Source organism: Stenotrophomonas sp. YJH_SMC_69, assembly GCF_059370495.1.
In genome coordinates this window covers 1-16654 of sequence record NZ_JCAFTS010000020.1, presented here as the reverse complement: position 1 = coordinate 16654, position 16654 = coordinate 1, and the positions used below count along the sequence as shown (strand labels likewise).

At 63.4% G+C, this 16654-nt stretch carries 13 protein-coding genes and 1 tRNA gene; all 14 read right to left on the bottom strand.

Annotation, left to right across the window (positions count from 1 at the left end):
* A partial coding sequence (locus AC5P8F_RS20405; RefSeq protein WP_308307142.1) for a GTP-binding protein occupies positions 1–279 on the bottom strand: 279 nt, incomplete at its 3' end.
* Positions 280–331: 52 nt separating this feature from the next.
* Positions 332–2473 (bottom strand): elongation factor G, encoded by a 2142-nt coding sequence (gene fusA / locus AC5P8F_RS20400; RefSeq protein WP_014646050.1) that lies wholly within the window; start codon positions 2471–2473, stop codon positions 332–334.
* A 141-nt stretch (positions 2474–2614) separates the two neighbouring features.
* A complete protein-coding gene (gene rpsG, locus AC5P8F_RS20395; RefSeq protein ID WP_004145321.1) occupies positions 2615–3088 on the bottom strand; it encodes a 30S ribosomal protein S7 in 474 nt (157 codons plus the stop codon).
* A gap of 12 nt (positions 3089–3100) precedes the next feature.
* Positions 3101–3475 (bottom strand): 30S ribosomal protein S12, encoded by a 375-nt coding sequence (gene rpsL / locus AC5P8F_RS20390; RefSeq protein WP_004145320.1) that lies wholly within the window; start codon positions 3473–3475, stop codon positions 3101–3103.
* 284 nt (positions 3476–3759) lie between these two features.
* A complete protein-coding gene (rpoC, locus tag AC5P8F_RS20385; RefSeq protein ID WP_053495944.1) occupies positions 3760–7983 on the bottom strand; it encodes a DNA-directed RNA polymerase subunit beta' in 4224 nt (1407 codons plus the stop codon).
* 89 nt (positions 7984–8072) lie between these two features.
* A complete protein-coding gene (rpoB, locus tag AC5P8F_RS20380; protein WP_014646048.1) occupies positions 8073–12227 on the bottom strand; it encodes a DNA-directed RNA polymerase subunit beta in 4155 nt (1384 codons plus the stop codon).
* A gap of 329 nt (positions 12228–12556) precedes the next feature.
* Positions 12557–12925 carry a 50S ribosomal protein L7/L12 gene (gene rplL / locus AC5P8F_RS20375; RefSeq protein WP_014646047.1) on the bottom strand — a complete coding sequence of 123 codons (369 nt, stop codon included), beginning with the start codon at positions 12923–12925 and terminating at the stop codon, positions 12557–12559.
* Positions 12926–12988: 63 nt separating this feature from the next.
* Entirely contained in the window at positions 12989–13525 is a 537-nt protein-coding gene (gene rplJ, locus AC5P8F_RS20370) for a 50S ribosomal protein L10 (protein ID WP_010480377.1), read from the bottom strand.
* Between the two features lie 386 nt (positions 13526–13911).
* On the bottom strand, positions 13912–14610 hold the full coding sequence (rplA, locus tag AC5P8F_RS20365; RefSeq protein WP_014646045.1) for a 50S ribosomal protein L1: 699 nt from the start codon (positions 14608–14610) through the stop codon (positions 13912–13914).
* Positions 14611–14614: 4 nt separating this feature from the next.
* Positions 14615–15043 (bottom strand): 50S ribosomal protein L11, encoded by a 429-nt coding sequence (gene rplK / locus AC5P8F_RS20360; protein WP_004145248.1) that lies wholly within the window; start codon positions 15041–15043, stop codon positions 14615–14617.
* A 258-nt stretch (positions 15044–15301) separates the two neighbouring features.
* Positions 15302–15862 (bottom strand): transcription termination/antitermination protein NusG, encoded by a 561-nt coding sequence (gene nusG, locus AC5P8F_RS20355; protein WP_004154362.1) that lies wholly within the window; start codon positions 15860–15862, stop codon positions 15302–15304.
* Between the two features lie 10 nt (positions 15863–15872).
* Positions 15873–16286 (bottom strand): preprotein translocase subunit SecE, encoded by a 414-nt coding sequence (secE, locus tag AC5P8F_RS20350; RefSeq protein ID WP_014646044.1) that lies wholly within the window; start codon positions 16284–16286, stop codon positions 15873–15875.
* 49 nt (positions 16287–16335) lie between these two features.
* Positions 16336–16411: transfer RNA gene (locus AC5P8F_RS20345), tRNA-Trp, on the bottom strand.
* A gap of 102 nt (positions 16412–16513) precedes the next feature.
* Positions 16514–16654 (bottom strand): EF-Tu C-terminal domain-related protein (locus tag AC5P8F_RS20340; RefSeq protein WP_487247787.1); only part of this gene is annotated, 141 nt, incomplete at its 5' end.

The window sequence follows — 16654 nt, the reverse complement described above, 5'->3', positions numbered from 1 at the left end:
GATCATGTTCTTGACGTAGTCAGCGTGGCCCGGGCAGTCAACGTGGGCGTAGTGACGGATCGGGGATTCGTATTCGACGTGCGCGGTCGAGATCGTGATACCACGAGCCTTTTCTTCCGGCGCGGCGTCGATCGAGGAGTAATCCTTGAACTCGCCACCGAAGCGCTCGGCACCGATCTTGGTCAGTGCGGCGGTCAGCGTGGTCTTGCCGTGATCGACGTGACCGATGGTGCCGACGTTGACGTGCGGCTTGGTGCGCTCGAACTTACCCTTTGCCATTGTTCTATACCTTGATTGTTCGTAAGTGGTTTCAAGAGAGGCTGAGCGAGGCTCAGCCCTTCTTCATGACGGCTTCGGCGATGTTGGTCGGAGCCGGCTCGTAGTGATCGAATTCCATGGTGAAGGTGGCGCGGCCCTGGGTCTGCGAACGCAGCGCAGTGGCGTAGCCGAACATTTCACCCAGCGGGATCATCGCGTTGATGATGCTGGCCGAACCGTCACCGGTGGTGTCGGAACCCTGCAGCACGCCGCGACGACGGCTGACGTCGCCCATCACGTCACCCTGGTAATCCTCCGGGGTCACGATCTCGACCTTCATGATCGGCTCCAGCAGCACCGGCTTGGCCTTGGCGAAGCCCTGCTTGAAGGCCATCGACGAAGCCAGCTTGAACGCCATTTCCGAGGAGTCGACGTCGTGGTACGAACCGAACACCAGCTTCACCTTGACGTCCACGACCGGGAAGCCAGCCAGCGGACCGCTGGTGATGGTTTCGCGCAGGCCCTTTTCAACCGACGGAATGAATTCCTTCGGGATCACGCCGCCGGTGATGTCGTTGATGAACAGGAAGTCGTCCTTGATGGCCGGAGCCAGCTTCGGATCGGCACGGTCTTCAGCGGTGATCGGCGACAGCTCGATCACGACGTGACCGTACTGACCCTTACCACCGGACTGCTTGGCGTGCTTGTAGTCCGACTTGACGTCAGCCAGGGTGATGGTTTCGCGGTAGGCCACCTGCGGCGCGCCGACGTTGGCTTCAACGTTGAACTCGCGCTTCAGGCGATCGACGATGATGTCCAGGTGCAGCTCGCCCATGCCCGAGATGATGGTCTGGCCGGATTCTTCGTCGGTCTTGACGCGGAACGACGGATCTTCCTGCGCCAGACGGCCCAGGGCCAGACCCATCTTTTCCTGGTCCGACTTGGTCTTCGGCTCGACGGCCATCGAGATCACCGGCTCCGGGAACGTCATGCGCTCCAGGATGATCGGCGCGTCCACGGCGCACAGGGTGTCACCGGTGGTGGTGTCCTTCAGGCCCACGGCAGCAGCGATGTCACCAGCCAGAACTTCCTTGATTTCCTCGCGGTTGTTCGAGTGCATCTGCAGGATGCGACCGATGCGCTCCTTCTTGCCCTTCACCGAGTTCAGCACGGTGTCGCCACCGTTCAGGGTGCCCGAGTAGACGCGGAAGAAGGTCAGCGCGCCGACGAACGGGTCGGTGATGATCTTGAAGGCCAGCGACGAGAACGGAGCCTTGTCGTCCGACTTGCGGGTCATCTCGACGGTGTCGTCGTCAACGTCCACGCCCTTCACGTCCGGCACGTCGACCGGCGACGGCAGCAGCTGGATCACGCCGTCCAGCATGGCCTGCACGCCCTTGTTCTTGAAGGCCGAGCCGCAGTACATCGGCACGATCTCGGTGGCCAGGGTGCGGGTACGCAGCGCATTGATGATTTCAGCCTCGGCCAGCTCTTCGCCGCCCAGGTACTTTTCCATCAGCTCTTCGCTGGCTTCGGCAGCGGTCTCGACCATGAACTGGCGAGCCTCTTCGGCAGCCGCCTGCAGATCGGCCGGGATGTCGCTGTATTCGAACTTCATGCCCTGCGAAGCCTCATCCCAATGGATGGCCTTCATCTTCAGCAGGTCGACAACGCCCTTGAAGTTGTCTTCAGCGCCGATCGGCAGCTGCATCGGCACGGCGACCGCGCCCAGCTTGGCCTTCAGCTGGCCGACGACCTTCTGGAAGTTGGCACCGGTGCGGTCCATCTTGTTGACGAACGCGATGCGCGGCACGTGGTACTTGTTGGCCTGGCGCCACACGGTTTCCGACTGCGGCTGCACGCCACCGACGGCACACAGGACGAAGACGGCACCGTCGAGCACGCGCAGCGAGCGCTCCACTTCGATGGTGAAGTCGACGTGCCCGGGGGTGTCGATGATGTTGAAGCGGTGCTCCGGCAGGGACTTGTCCATGCCCTTCCAGAACGCGGTGGTGGCAGCGGACTGGATCGTGATGCCACGCTCCTGCTCCTGCTCCATCCAGTCCATGGTGGCGGCGCCGTCGTGCACTTCACCGATCTTGTGGCTCTTGCCGGTGTAGAACAGGATGCGCTCGGACGTGGTGGTCTTGCCGGCATCGATGTGAGCCATGATGCCGAAGTTACGGTAACGCTCGATGGGAGTGGAACGGGCCACGGGAGCCTCTCAGATTTCTTAGATTTCGGATGGCCGAACGCCGCCTTTCGGCGGCCTTCGGATTGGCGCAGCCCTTCTGGGACCGCGAGGCAGCACGCACCGAAGTGGTGCTGCCCTGCCTGTTTTACAAGGCCGTCAAACTCACCAGCGGTAGTGGGCGAATGCCTTGTTGGCTTCGGCCATGCGGTGGGTTTCTTCGCGCTTCTTGATGGCGCCGCCACGGTTTTCCGAGGCGTCGATCAGTTCAGCAGCCAGCTTCTTCGGCATGGTGTTCTCACCACGCTTGCGCGCGGAGTCGATCAGCCAGCGCATGGCCAGGGCCATCTTGCGCGACGAACGCACTTCGACCGGCACCTGGTAGGTGGCACCACCGACGCGACGCGACTTGACTTCGACCGCCGGAGCGACGTTGTCCAGAGCCTTCTGCACCAGTTCAATGGCGTTGGCGCTGCTGTTCTTCTCGGTGATCACGTCCATGGCGCCGTACACGATCTTTTCGGCGACGGACTTCTTGCCGCTCTGCATGACCATGTTGATGAAGCGGGCGATGGTTTCGCTTCCGTGCTTCGGATCGGGCAGGACGGAACGCTGCGGAGTATTACCCTTACGCGACATAGTGCTCTCTCCTTATGCCTTCGGACGCTTGGCGCCGTACTTGGAACGGGCCTGGCGACGCTTGGCAACGCCGGCGGCGTCGAGCGAGCCACGAACGGTGTGGTAACGCACACCCGGCAGGTCCTTGACGCGACCGCCGCGGATCAGGACCACGGAGTGCTCCTGCAGGTTGTGGCCTTCACCACCGATGTAGGAAATCACTTCTTCCTGGTTGGTCAGGCGGACCTTGGCAACCTTGCGCAGAGCCGAGTTCGGCTTCTTCGGAGTGGTGGTGTAGACACGGGTGCAGACGCCACGGCGTTGCGGGCACTTGTCGAGCGCCGGCGAGGCACTCTTGTAGGTGGTCGCTTGCCGCGGCTTGCGGACCAGCTGGTTGATCGTCGCCATCAGTAGGTTCTTCTGATTGGTGGCCGGAAAATCCGACCAGAGATGCGGAAATGTTAAAGCAGGCCGAAATTCTGGCCTGCTGAGACAGACGATTGTAGCAACCTGCCAGGAAAGCAGTCAAACGCCTCCTGTCAAGCCCGTCCCTGATCCCGGGACGTTACTGGGGGGCCTCCATGTACCCCGTTCAGGTTGACAGGGTCGATCGCGGACGATCTCCCCTGCCCTTTCCCAATCCCATCGATGGACCGATGGGGTGGTCCGGCCTTGCGGCCGGACCGGCTACCTCATTCTTCGCCCGACGCCTGTTCAGCTTCGGCTTCAACCACCGGCGCCTCGACCGCGACCGGGGTACCGGCCAGGGTCTGCATTTCCGACTCGGTGAGACCGGAAGCGCCGCGACGGCGGTTGCTGTGGTACGCCAGGCCGGTACCGGCCGGAATCAGGCGACCCACGATGACGTTTTCCTTCAGGCCACGCAGGTTGTCCGAGGTGCCGCGGACGGCCGCTTCGGTCAGCACGCGGGTGGTTTCCTGGAACGAAGCGGCCGAGATGAACGATTCGGTCGCCAGCGACGCCTTGGTGATACCCAGCAGGACCGGATCGAAGTGCGCCGGCAGCTCGTTGCGGGCCGACAGGCGCGCATTTTCCTCGATAACGCGCTGACGCTCCACCTGTTCGCCGTTCAGGAACTTGCTGCTGCCCTGATCGGTGATCTCGACCTTGCGCAGCATCTGGCGGGTGATCACCTCGATGTGCTTGTCGTTGATCTTCACGCCCTGCAGGCGGTACACGTCCTGGATTTCCTTCACCAGGTAGGCCGCCAGCGGCTCGACGCCCAGCAGGCGCAGGATGTCCTGCGGGCTCGGCTCGCCGTCCACGATGGTTTCACCCTTGGTGACATGCTCGCCTTCGAACACGATGACCTGGCGGTACTTCGGGATCAGCTCTTCGTGCTCCGAACCATCGGTGTCCTTGATGATCAGGCGCTGCTTGCCCTTGGTGTCCTTGCCGAAGCTGATGATGCCCGAACGCTCGGCCAGCACCGCCGGATCCTTCGGCTTGCGCGCTTCGAACAGGTCGGCCACGCGCGGCAGACCACCGGTGATGTCGCGGGTCTTCGACGCTTCCTGCGGGATCTTGGCGACGACGTCGCCCACGCCCACCGGGGCGCCGTCCTGCAGGTTGACGATCGAACGCGGCGGCAGCAGGTACTGCGCCGGCAGGTCGGTGCCCGGAATCGACAGGTCATTGCCCTTGGCGTCGACGATGCGCACGATCGGGCGCAGGTCCTTGGCCTGGGTACCACGACGCTTCGGATCGGTGATTTCGCGCGAAGCCAGGCCGGTCAGCTCGTCGGTCTTCTCGATGACGGTGATGCCATCAACGAAGTCGATGAAGCGGATGAAGCCGGCCACTTCCGACACGATCGGGTGGTTATGCGGATCCCAGTTGGCCACGGTCTGGCCAGCCTTGATCGCATCACCGTCCTTGGACGTGATGGTCGCACCGTACGGCAGCTTGTAACGCTCACGCTCACGGCCGTGGGCATCGAGCACCGAGATTTCGCCCGAGCGCGACACTGCGACCAGCGAGCCGTTGGCATGCTCGACCGACTTGAGGTTGCTGAACTTGACCGAGCCGGTGGTCTTGACGGTGATGTTGTCGACCGCTGCCGCTCGCGACGCCGCACCACCGATGTGGAACGTACGCATGGTCAGCTGGGTACCCGGCTCACCGATGGACTGCGCGGCGATGACGCCGACTGCTTCACCGATGTTGACCAGGTGGCCACGGGCCAGGTCGCGGCCGTAGCAGCGCGAGCAGACACCGAACGCCGATTCGCAGGAGATGGTCGAGCGGACCTTGATGGTCTGCACGCCGGCATCTTCCAGCTTGGCGACCCAGGCTTCGTCGAGCAGGGTGTTGCGGGTGACGATCGGATCCTCGTCGTTGCCCGGCAGGAACACGTCCTCGGCAACCACGCGACCCAGCACGCGGTCCTTCAGCGGCTCGACCACGTCGCCGCCTTCCACGATCGGGGTCATGATCAGGCCTTCGGTGGTACCGCAATCCACCTCAGTGATCACCACGTCCTGCGCGACGTCGACCAGACGACGGGTCAGGTAACCCGAGTTCGCGGTCTTCAGCGCGGTATCGGCCAGACCCTTACGGGCACCGTGGGTGGAGTTGAAGTACTCCTGCACGTTCAGGCCTTCGCGGAAGTTCGCCTTGATGGGCGTCTCGATGATCGAGCCGTCCGGGCGGGCCATCAGGCCGCGCATGCCGGCCAGCTGACGGATCTGCGCCTGCGAACCACGCGCACCGGAGTCGGCCATGATGTACAGCGAGTTCATCGACTTCTGGTCGATGGTCTCGCCCTTGGCATTGACCACCTTCTCGGTACCGATGGTGTCCATCATCGCCTTGGCGATGCGCTCGTTGGTGCGCGACCAGATGTCGACCACCTTGTTGTAGCGCTCGCCGGCGGTGACCAGGCCCGACTGGTACTGCTCCTGGATTTCCAGCACTTCGGCTTCGGCCTCGGTGAGGATGCCCTTCTTCTCGTCCGGGATCAGCATGTCGTCGATGCCGATCGAGACGCCGGCGCGGGTCGCGTAGGCGAAGCCGGTGTACATCAGCTTGTCGGCGAACACGACCGTGTCCTTCAGGCCCAGCTGGCGGTAGCTGGAGTTGATCAGGCGGCTGATGTTCTTCTTGGTCAGCTCGGTGTTGGCCAGCGCGAACGGCAGGCCTTCCGGCAGGATTTCAGCCAGCAGGGCGCGACCGATCGTGGTGTCCACGATCGAGGTCTTGTTCTGCTTGTTGCCGTCTTCGTCGGTCACCACCTCGGTGATGCGGACCTTGACCTTGGCGTGCAGTTCCACCACGCGGTTGTCGTAGGCACGCTTCACTTCGGCGATGTTGGCGAAGGCCATGCCCTCGCCCTTCTTGTTTTCCAGCGAGCGGGTCATGTAGTACAGACCCAGCACGACGTCCTGCGACGGCACGATGATCGGCTCGCCGTTGGCCGGCGACAGGATGTTGTTGGTCGACATCATCAGCGCACGCGCTTCCAGCTGGGCTTCCAGCGAGAGCGGCACGTGGACGGCCATCTGGTCACCGTCGAAGTCGGCGTTGAACGCGGTGCAGACCAGCGGGTGCAGCTGGATGGCCTTGCCTTCGATCAGCACCGGCTCGAACGCCTGGATGCCCAGACGGTGCAGGGTCGGCGCACGGTTCAGCATCACCGGATGCTCGCGGATGACCTCTTCCAGGATGTCCCAGACTTCGGCTTCTTCGCGCTCGACCAGCTTCTTGGCGGCCTTGATGGTGGTGGCCAGGCCACGACGCTGCAGCTTGGCGAAGACGAACGGCTTGAACAGCTCCAGCGCCATCTTCTTCGGCAGGCCGCACTGGTGCAGGCGCAGGTACGGACCGACCACGATGACCGAACGGCCCGAGTAGTCGACGCGCTTGCCGAGCAGGTTCTGGCGGAAGCGACCCTGCTTGCCCTTGATCATGTCGGCCAGCGACTTCAGCGGGCGCTTGTTGGTGCCGGTGATGGCACGGCCGCGACGGCCGTTGTCCAGCAGCGCATCGACCGATTCCTGCAGCATGCGCTTTTCATTGCGCACGATGATGTCCGGCGCGCTCAGCTCGAGCAGGCGGCGCAGGCGGTTGTTGCGGTTGATGACGCGGCGGTACAGGTCGTTCAGGTCGGAGGTCGCGAAGCGGCCGCCATCCAGCGGGACCAGCGGGCGCAGGTCCGGCGGCAGCACCGGCAGCACGGTCATGACCATCCATTCCGGACGGTTGCCCGATTCCAGGAAGGCCTCGATCAGCTTGATGCGCTTGGTGAGGCGCTTGAGCTTGGTTTCCGAACCGGTAGCGGCGATTTCCTCGCGCAGGCGGGTCATTTCCGACTGCAGGTCGATCGTGCGCAGCAGTTCGTACACGGCCTCGGCGCCCATGGCGGCGTCGAAGTCGTCACCGTGCTCCTGGCGGGCCTGCAGGTACTGTTCTTCGGTCAGCAGCTGGCGGCGCTCCAGGGCGGTCAGGCCCGGCTCGGTCACCACGTACGCTTCGAAGTACAGCACGCGCTCGATATCGCGCAGGGTCATGTCCAGCATCAGGCCGATGCGCGACGGCAGCGACTTCAGGAACCAGATGTGCGCGACCGGCGACGCCAGGTCGATGTGGCCCATGCGCTCACGGCGCACCTTGGCCAGGGTCACTTCGGTGCCGCACTTTTCGCAGACCACGCCGCGGTGCTTCATGCGCTTGTACTTGCCGCACAGGCACTCGTAGTCCTTCACCGGGCCGAAGATGGCGGCGCAGAACAGGCCGTCGCGTTCCGGCTTGAAGGTACGGTAGTTGATGGTTTCCGGCTTCTTCACTTCGCCGAAGGACCACGAACGGATCAGGTCCGGCGAGGCCAGCGCGATCTTGATCGCGTCGAAGTCCAGCGTCTGGCGCTGCTGGTTGAAGAGGTTGAGCAGGTCTTTCATGGTGTTCTCCAGAAGGAGGAATGCTGTGTCGATGGGCTTTCAGTTGACTGCCAGCGGCGCGGCGGCGGAGGCCGCCGCGCCGGCATGGATCAGTTGTCTTCCAGTTCCATGTTGATGGCCAGCGAGCGGATTTCCTTCACGAGCACGTTGAAGGATTCCGGCATGCCCGCGACCATCTCGTGCTCACCGTCGACAATGTTCTTGTACATCTGGTTGCGGCCCTGCACGTCATCGGACTTCACCGTCAGCATTTCCTGCAGGGTGTAGGCCGCGCCGTAGGCTTCCAGCGCCCAGACTTCCATTTCACCGAAGCGCTGGCCGCCGAACTGCGCCTTGCCGCCCAGCGGCTGCTGGGTGACGAGCGAGTACGGACCGGTCGAACGGGCGTGCATCTTGTCGTCGACCAGGTGGTTCAGCTTCAGGTAGTGCATGTAGCCAACGGTGGTGTGGCGATCGAAGGCTTCACCGGTGCGGCCGTCGTACAGCTGGGTCTGGCCGCTGCTCGGCAGGTCGGCCAGTTCCAGCATGCGCTTGATTTCCGCTTCGGTGGCGCCGTCGAACACCGGGGTAGCCATCGGCACGCCGTCGGTCAGGTTGCGGGCCAGGCGCAGCAGTTCCTCGTCGCTGAACTGCGACAGGTCGACACGGTTGGCCACGTTGGTGTCGTCGTGGTTGTAGATGTCGTCCAGGAACTTGCGCAGGTCGGCGACCGCCGCCTGGGCTTCCATCATCGCCTGGATCTTGCGACCCAGACCCTTGGCGGCCCAGCCCAGGTGCACTTCCAGGATCTGGCCGATGTTCATGCGCGACGGCACGCCCAGCGGGTTCAGCACGATGTCCACGGTTTCGCCCGAGGCCATGTACGGCATGTCCTCGACCGGCACCACGTTGGAGACCACACCCTTGTTGCCGTGGCGGCCAGCCATCTTGTCGCCCGGCTGGATGCGGCGCTTCACGGCCAGGAACACCTTGACCATCTTCAGAACGCCCGGAGCGAGGTCGTCACCGGCGGTGATCTTGCCGCGCTTGTCGGCGAAGCGACGCTCGAACTCCTTCTCGTGCGCCTGGATCTGCTTCTGCGCGCGCTCGATGGCTTCCGAAGCGTCCTCGTCCTTCATGCGCAGGGCGAACCAGTCAGCCTTCTTCAGGCCGTCCAGGAAGGCGTCGGTGATCACGTCACCCTTCTTCAGGCCAGCGCCACCGTTGACCACCTTGCCCACGATCTGCGAACGCAGACGCATGTAGATGGCGGCTTCCAGGATGCGGAACTGGTCGTCGAAGTCCTTCTTGACGCGCTTGATTTCAGACTCTTCGATCTGGCGGGCGCGCTTGTCCTTCTCGATGCCGTCGCGGGTGAAGACCTGCACGTCGATGACGGTGCCGTCCATGCCCGGCGGAACGCGCAGCGAGCTGTCCTTCACGTCCGAAGCCTTCTCGCCGAAGATCGCGCGCAGCAGCTTCTCTTCCGGGGTCAGCTGGCTTTCGCCCTTCGGGGTGACCTTGCCGACCAGGATGTCGCCGGCACGGACTTCCGCGCCGATGTACACCACGCCGCTCTCGTCCAGGCGGTTCAGCGCCTGCTCGGAGACGTTCGGGATGTCGGCGGAGATTTCCTCCGGCCCCAGCTTGGTGTCACGCGCGACGCAGGTCAGCTCTTCGATGTGGATCGTGGTGTAACGATCCTCTTCCACCACGCGCTCGGAGAGCAGGATGGAGTCTTCGAAGTTGTAGCCGTTCCACGGCATGAACGCGATCAGCATGTTCTGGCCCAAGGCCAGTTCGCCGATGTCGGTGGACGGACCGTCGGCCAGCACGTCGCCGCGGGCGATGACGTCACCGACCTGGACCAGCGGGCGCTGGTTGATGCAGGTGTTCTGGTTCGAACGGGTGTACTTGACCAGGTTGTAGATGTCCACGCCTGCGTCGGTGGCGCCAACGATCTCTTCCTCGTTGACCTTGACCACGATGCGGGCCGCGTCGATCTGCACGATCTCGCCACCACGACGGGCATTCACGGTCACGCCCGAGTCGCGCGCCACGGCGCGCTCGATGCCGGTACCGACCAGCGGCTTCTGCGCACGCAGGGTCGGCACGGCCTGACGCTGCATGTTGGCGCCCATCAGTGCGCGGTTGGCGTCATCGTGCTCCAGGAACGGAACCAGCGCAGCCGCGATCGACACGGTCTGCATCGGCGAGACGTCCATGAAGTGGACTTCCGCCGGCGGCTTCAGCAGCGATTCGCCCTGGAAGCGGCACGGGACGAACTGCTCGGTCAGGGTGCCCTTGGCGTCGGTCAGCGCGTTGGCCTGCGCAATGACGTACTCGTTTTCTTCGATCGCCGACAGGAACTCGACTTCGTCATAGACCTTGCCGTCCACGACCTTGCGGTACGGGGTCTCGAGGAAACCGTACTGGTTGGTGCGGGCGTACACGGCCAGCGAGTTGATCAGGCCGATGTTCGGGCCTTCCGGGGTTTCGATGGTGCAGACGCGGCCGTAATGGGTCGGGTGCACGTCGCGCACTTCGAAGCCGGCGCGCTCACGGGTCAGACCGCCCGGGCCCAAGGCCGAGACGCGACGCTTGTGAGTCACTTCCGACAGCGGGTTGTTCTGGTCCATGAACTGCGACAGCTGCGAGGAGCCGAAGAACTCCTTGATGGCAGCGGCGACCGGCTTGGCGTTGATCAGCTCCTGCGGGGTCAGGCCTTCCGACTCGGCCATCGACAGGCGCTCCTTGACCGCGCGCTCGACGCGGACCAGGCCGACGCGGAACACGTTCTCGGCCATTTCACCGACCGAACGCACGCGACGGTTGCCCAGGTGATCGATGTCATCGACCACGCCGCGACCGTTGCGAATCTCGGTCAGGACCTTGATCACGTCCAGGATGTCGGAGCTGTCGCCGTGGGCAGCGACCAGGCGCTTGGACTCTTCGTCGTTGCGCTCACCGAAGTACTTGCTGTCGTACAGCACGGCTTCGCCGGTGGTTTCCTTGCGGCCCACGCGACGGTTGAACTTCATGCGGCCGACCGCGGACAGGTCGTAGCGCTCGAAGGTGAAGAACAGGTTGTGGAACAGGTTCTGCGCGGCATCCTTGGTCGGCGGCTCGCCCGGACGCATCATGCGGTAGATCTCGACCAGGGCTTCCAGCTGGGTCTTGGTCGGGTCGATGCGCAGGGTGTTGGACAGGTACGGACCACGATCCAGGTCGTTCACCCACAGGGTGCCGACCGCGTCAACGCCGGCCTTGCGGAAGGCCTGCAGCTGCTCGTCGGTGATCTCGTCGTTGGCCTGGGCCAGCAGTTCGCCGGTCGAGGCATCGACCACGTCGTGCGACAGGATGCGGCCGACGATGTAGTCGTCCGGCACGGCCAGGGCGGCGATGCCCGAGGCTTCCAGCTGCTTGATGTGGCGCGCGGTGATGCGCTTGCCGGCTTCCACGATGACCTTGTCGCCGTCGGCGAGGTCGAAGCCCAGGGTTTCGCCACGCAGGCGCTCCGGCACCAGCTCCAGCTGGACGCCTTCATCCGGGTTGATGTGGAAGGTGTTGATCTCGAAGAACTCGGCCAGCATCTCTTCGTTGCTGTAGCCGAGCGCGCGCAGCAGGATCGACACCGGCAGCTTGCGGCGACGGTCGATACGGGTGAACAGCGCGTCCTTCGGGTCGAACTCGAAGTCCAGCCAGGAACCGCGGTAAGGAATGATGCGGGCGCTGTACAGCAGCTTGCCCGAGCTGTGGGTCTTGCCACGGTCGTGGTCGAAGAACACGCCCGGCGAGCGGTGCAGCTGCGAGACGATGACGCGCTCGGTGCCGTTGACGATGAAGGTGCCGTTCTCGGTCATCAGCGGGATTTCGCCCAGATAGACCTCCTGCTCCTTCACGTACTTGATGGCCTTGGTCGACGACTCACGGTCGTAGATCACCAGGCGCACGGTCACGCGCAGCGGGGCGCCGTAGCTCATGCCGCGCTGGCGGCACTCACGCTCGTCGAAGACCGGTTCGCCCAGCTTGTAGCCGACGTATTCCAGGGCAGCATTGCCGCTGTAGCTGGCGATCGGGAAGACCGACTTCAGCGCAGCGTGCAGGCCGTGGTCCGTGCGCTTGGCCGGATCGACGTTTTCCTGCAGGAATTCACGATAGGAATCCACCTGGATGGCGAGCAGGAACGGCACTTCGAGAATCGAGCGCTGCTTGCCGAAATCCTTGCGGATACGCTTTTTTTCGGTGAACGAATAGGACGTCATGAGGTCTTCCACCTTGTTGTGCGGATCGTGCGCCCACGATCCGAAGGGAACTTGAAATTGTCAGTTGGAAGTCGCTGGTATTGCCGGCACCAGCACGCCTTCTCCCGCTACTTCCAACTGCCAACTCGTCTGCTACCACTCCCCCGCTGCCGCGCCGTGCGCTGGCCTGCCGGGGTTTGACTGCAGCCCGTGTTGGGCTTTTTCCTGCTTTTGAAACAGTCGACTAACAGTCGACCCTACCGGTACCGCAACAACGACCAAAGGCCGGGGGCTTACGCCCCCAGCCTTGGCTGCATCGCCGTGAATCGGTGACGATGCAAGGTAACTGCTTACTTGACTTCGACAGTCGCGCCAGCAGCTTCCAGGTCCTTCTTCATCTTCTCGGCGTCTTCCTTCGAAGCGCCTTCCTTCAGGACGCCACCGGCTTCGGCCAGGTCCTTCGCTTCCTTCAGGCCCAGGCCGGTGATGGCGCGGACGGCCTTGATGACCTCGACCTTCTTCTCGCCGGCGGTCTTCAGGGTGACGGTGAACTCGGTCTGCTCTTCAACAGCAGCGGCCGGGCCAGCGGCAGCAGCCACGGCAACCGGAGCAGCGGCGGAGACGCCGAACTTCTCTTCGATGGCCTTGACCAGCTCCATCACTTCCATCAGGGACTTCTCGGCGATGGCGTCGACGATCTGTTCGTTGGTAAGGGACATGATTAATACCTTTGGATGATTTTCTGGGTTGAGGTTCCGTCAGGAACCACGGTAAGTCGAAACTCAGGCGGTCTCGGCGGCCGGCTCGGCAGCGTCGGCGGCGACATCGCCACCCCCCTGCTTCTCGCCAACGGCCTTGATGGCGCGGGCAAACATCGTGACCGGCTCGGTCAGGACGCGGGCCAGCATGGCCAGGGCCTGGTCGCGGGTCGGCAGCGAGGCCAGCACTTCGACGTGGCTTGCCGGGAACACTTCGCCACCGATGGCGACGACCTTAGCCTTCAGCTTGTCGTTGCCCTTGGCGGCTTCCTTGATCAGGCGACCGGCAGCGCCGGGCTCCTCGAGCGAGAACGCGTACAGCAGCGGACCAACCATCTGGTCCTGTGCGACTGCGAACTCGGTGCCTTCAACGGCGCGCGAAGCCAGGGTGTTCTTGACAACCTTCAAGAAAACACCGGTTTCACGAGCCTGCTTGCGCATCGCGGTCATCTGGGCGACCGTGGTGCCAGCGTATTCGGCTGCGATCAAGGAGTGGGCCTTGGCGGCGACGTCTGCCAGCTCGGCGACTACTTCTTGCTTCTGGGACAGATTGAGAGCCATTGCACTCCTCCTATTGAACTCCGCTTACGGCTCCTGCCGTGTGCGGTCCTGTACGGCATCCGTCCTGGACGCCGGGAACATCGGGATGATGTTCCGGGGGTGGGCCGTTCTAGACCTGGAGTGGGCCAACCTGGGAAACCCAGACGTGCGTGAACCAGAAAAACTCCAGAAGGGCACCATCTACGCAGGGTGATTCCGGGGAATCGATTAAGCGCTCATGACTGCTCCGGCGGCGACTCCTTGCCAGATCGAGCTTCCGTGCCCGTCGCCGGTATTGCCACGACCGCGCCTGCGGTCTTTGACGGCTACCGCAGGCGATGCACTGCCAGCGATGCCTTCAAATGTCACGGTCACGGCACCGAAGGTACCGTGACCGCTTGAAACAATTACTTCAGGGTCAGCGACGACTGGTCGACGGTGACGCCCGGGCCCATCGTCGAGCTGACCGAAACCTTCTGCAGGTAGGTGCCCTTCGAGGTGGCCGGCTTGGCCTTGATCAGGTCCAGCAGCAGCGCGGTCAGGTTCGACTTCAGCGCGTCTTCGGCGAAGTCGGCCTTGCCGATGGTGCAGTGGATGATGCCGGCCTTGTCGGTGCGGTAACGGACCTGACCCGACTTGGCGTTCTTCACGGCTTCACCCGGGTTCGGGGAAACGGTGCCGACCTTCGGGTTCGGCATCAGGCCGCGCGGGCCCAGCACGGTGCCCAGCTTACCGACGACACGCATGGCGTCCGGGGTCGCGATGACGACGTCATAGTTCAGATCACCGGCCTGCATCTTCTCGGCCAGATCGTCCATACCGACGGCTTCGGCGCCAGCGGCCAGGGCTTCATCGGCCTTGGCACCGGCCGGAGCGAACACGGCGACGCGGACCGACTTGCCGGTACCGGCCGGCAGCACGGTGGAGCCACGGACCTGCTGGTCGGACTTCTTCGCGTCGACGCCCAGGCGCACGGCAACGTCGATCGACTCGACGAACTTGGCCTTGGTGGCGGTCTTCAGGATGTTGATCGCGTCCTCGAAGGCGTACGCCTTGCCCGGAACGACGGCGGCCTTGATGGCCTTCTCACGCTTGGTCTGTGCCATCTTATTAACCCTCCACCACGAGGCCCATGGAACGGGCAGAGCCAGCGATGGTACGCACGGCGGCGTCCAGGTCGGCGGCAGTCAGATCCGGTTCCTTCGCCTTGGCGATCTCTTCCAGCTGCTTACGGGTGACCTTGCCGACCTTCTCGGTGTTCGGGCGCTTGGAGCCCGACGAGATGCCAGCGGCCTTCTTCAGCAGGGTGGTAGCCGGGGTGCTCTTGGTGATGAAGGTGAACGTACGGTCCGAGTAGGCCGTAATGATCACCGGAACCGGCAGACCCGGCTCGAGCTTCTGCGTGGCAGCGTTGAACGCCTTGCAGAATTCCATGATGTTCAGACCACGCTGACCCAGCGCAGGACCGACCGGCGGCGAGGGGTTGGCCTGACCGGCCTTCACCTGCAGCTTGATGTAACCGACAACTTTCTTTGCCATGTGAGTGCTCTCCGGGTGCTAGCGCCTTTCGACAACAGGCTCCCCATCGGACCGGGAATCACGCGTCCCGGCATCGCGTTTTGAAATCATGCTGAAGGCCACCTTGCGGCGGCCTCGTCCTGCTGGCTTTCCCAGCAGGGAGCCGCGCACTATAACAGGTTTTTTCTTCACATGCCTGAAGCAGCAGGTAAACGAACGAAACCGGGCCAGGCCCGGTTTCTGGTCCGACGCCGAGCATGGCTCGACGCTACAGGCAGGTCAGACGGCCTTTTCGACCTGGCCGAACTCGAGCTCGACCGGGGTCGCACGACCGAAGATCAGCACCGAGACGCGCAGACGGCTCTTCTCGTAGTTGACCTCTTCGACGACGCCATTGAAATCGTTGAACGGGCCATCGGTGACACGGACCATCTGGCCCGGCTCGAACAGCACCTTGGGACGCGGCTTCTCGACACCTTCCTGAACGCGGTTCAGGATGGCCTCGGCCTCGGAATCGGCGATCGGCAGCGGGCGATCAGCGGTACCGCCGATGAAGCCCATCACGCGCGGGGTTTCCTTGACCAGATGCCAGCTTTCGTTGTCGATGCGCGGAATGCCGGCTTCTTCGTGGGTCTCGATCTGGACCAGCACATAGCCCGGGAAGAACTTGCGCTCGGAGCGGCGCTTCTGGCCAGCGCGCATCTCGACCACTTCTTCGGTTGGAACCAGGACGTCGCCGAAGCGCTCTTCCATGCCATCACGGACGATGCGATCGCGCAGGGCCTGCGCCACCGACTTCTCGAAGCCCGAATAGGCGTGAACGACGTACCAACGCTTCATGCAATTCTCCTTAGCGGCTCAGGAACCACTGAGTCAGTTTCTGGATCAGGAAGTCGAAGCCACCCAGCAGCAGGCTGAGGATGAGCACCACGACGATCACGACCCAGGTCATGCGGATGGCTTCCTGGCGCGTCGGCCAGACCACCTTGCGCAGTTCGAAGCGCGACTCGGAGAGGAATTCGCGGGTGTCGCGCCCCTTGCCGGTCAGCATGAACACGCCGATACCGCCAACCAGACCGACCACGACCGCCAACGCACGCACCTGACCCGCCCACGCACCCAGCTGGGCGGCGCGACCGGAGTCGGCGGAGAACCAGAACCAGACGAACAGACCGGCCAGCACCAGCAACGATGCGGCGACATACTTGACGATATCTCCACCATTGGCGGAGTTGTCCTTGGAGTGTTCGATCTTGCTATTCATCCGGCTGTGTCTGCTTTAGCGGCGCAGGCCGCTGGGTAAGGTGGGCAGATGGCACGCCAGGAGGGACTCGAACCCCCAACCTGCGGTTTTGGAGACCGCTGCTCTGCCAATTGAGCTACTGGCGTACGTTGAAAACTTGCCTTCCCTTAGACGGCGAAGGCGGACCGAGGTTCCCGGCCCGCCATTCGCGTAACCGGCGGCGCTATGCAACCACCGGTACTGCAGGCTTACTCGATGATCTTCGAGACCACGCCGGCGCCGACGGTACGGCCGCCTTCGCGGATGGCGAAGCGCAGGCCTTCGTCCATTGCCACCGGGTTGATCAGGGTGACGACCATCTTGACGTTGTCACCCGGCATCACCATTTC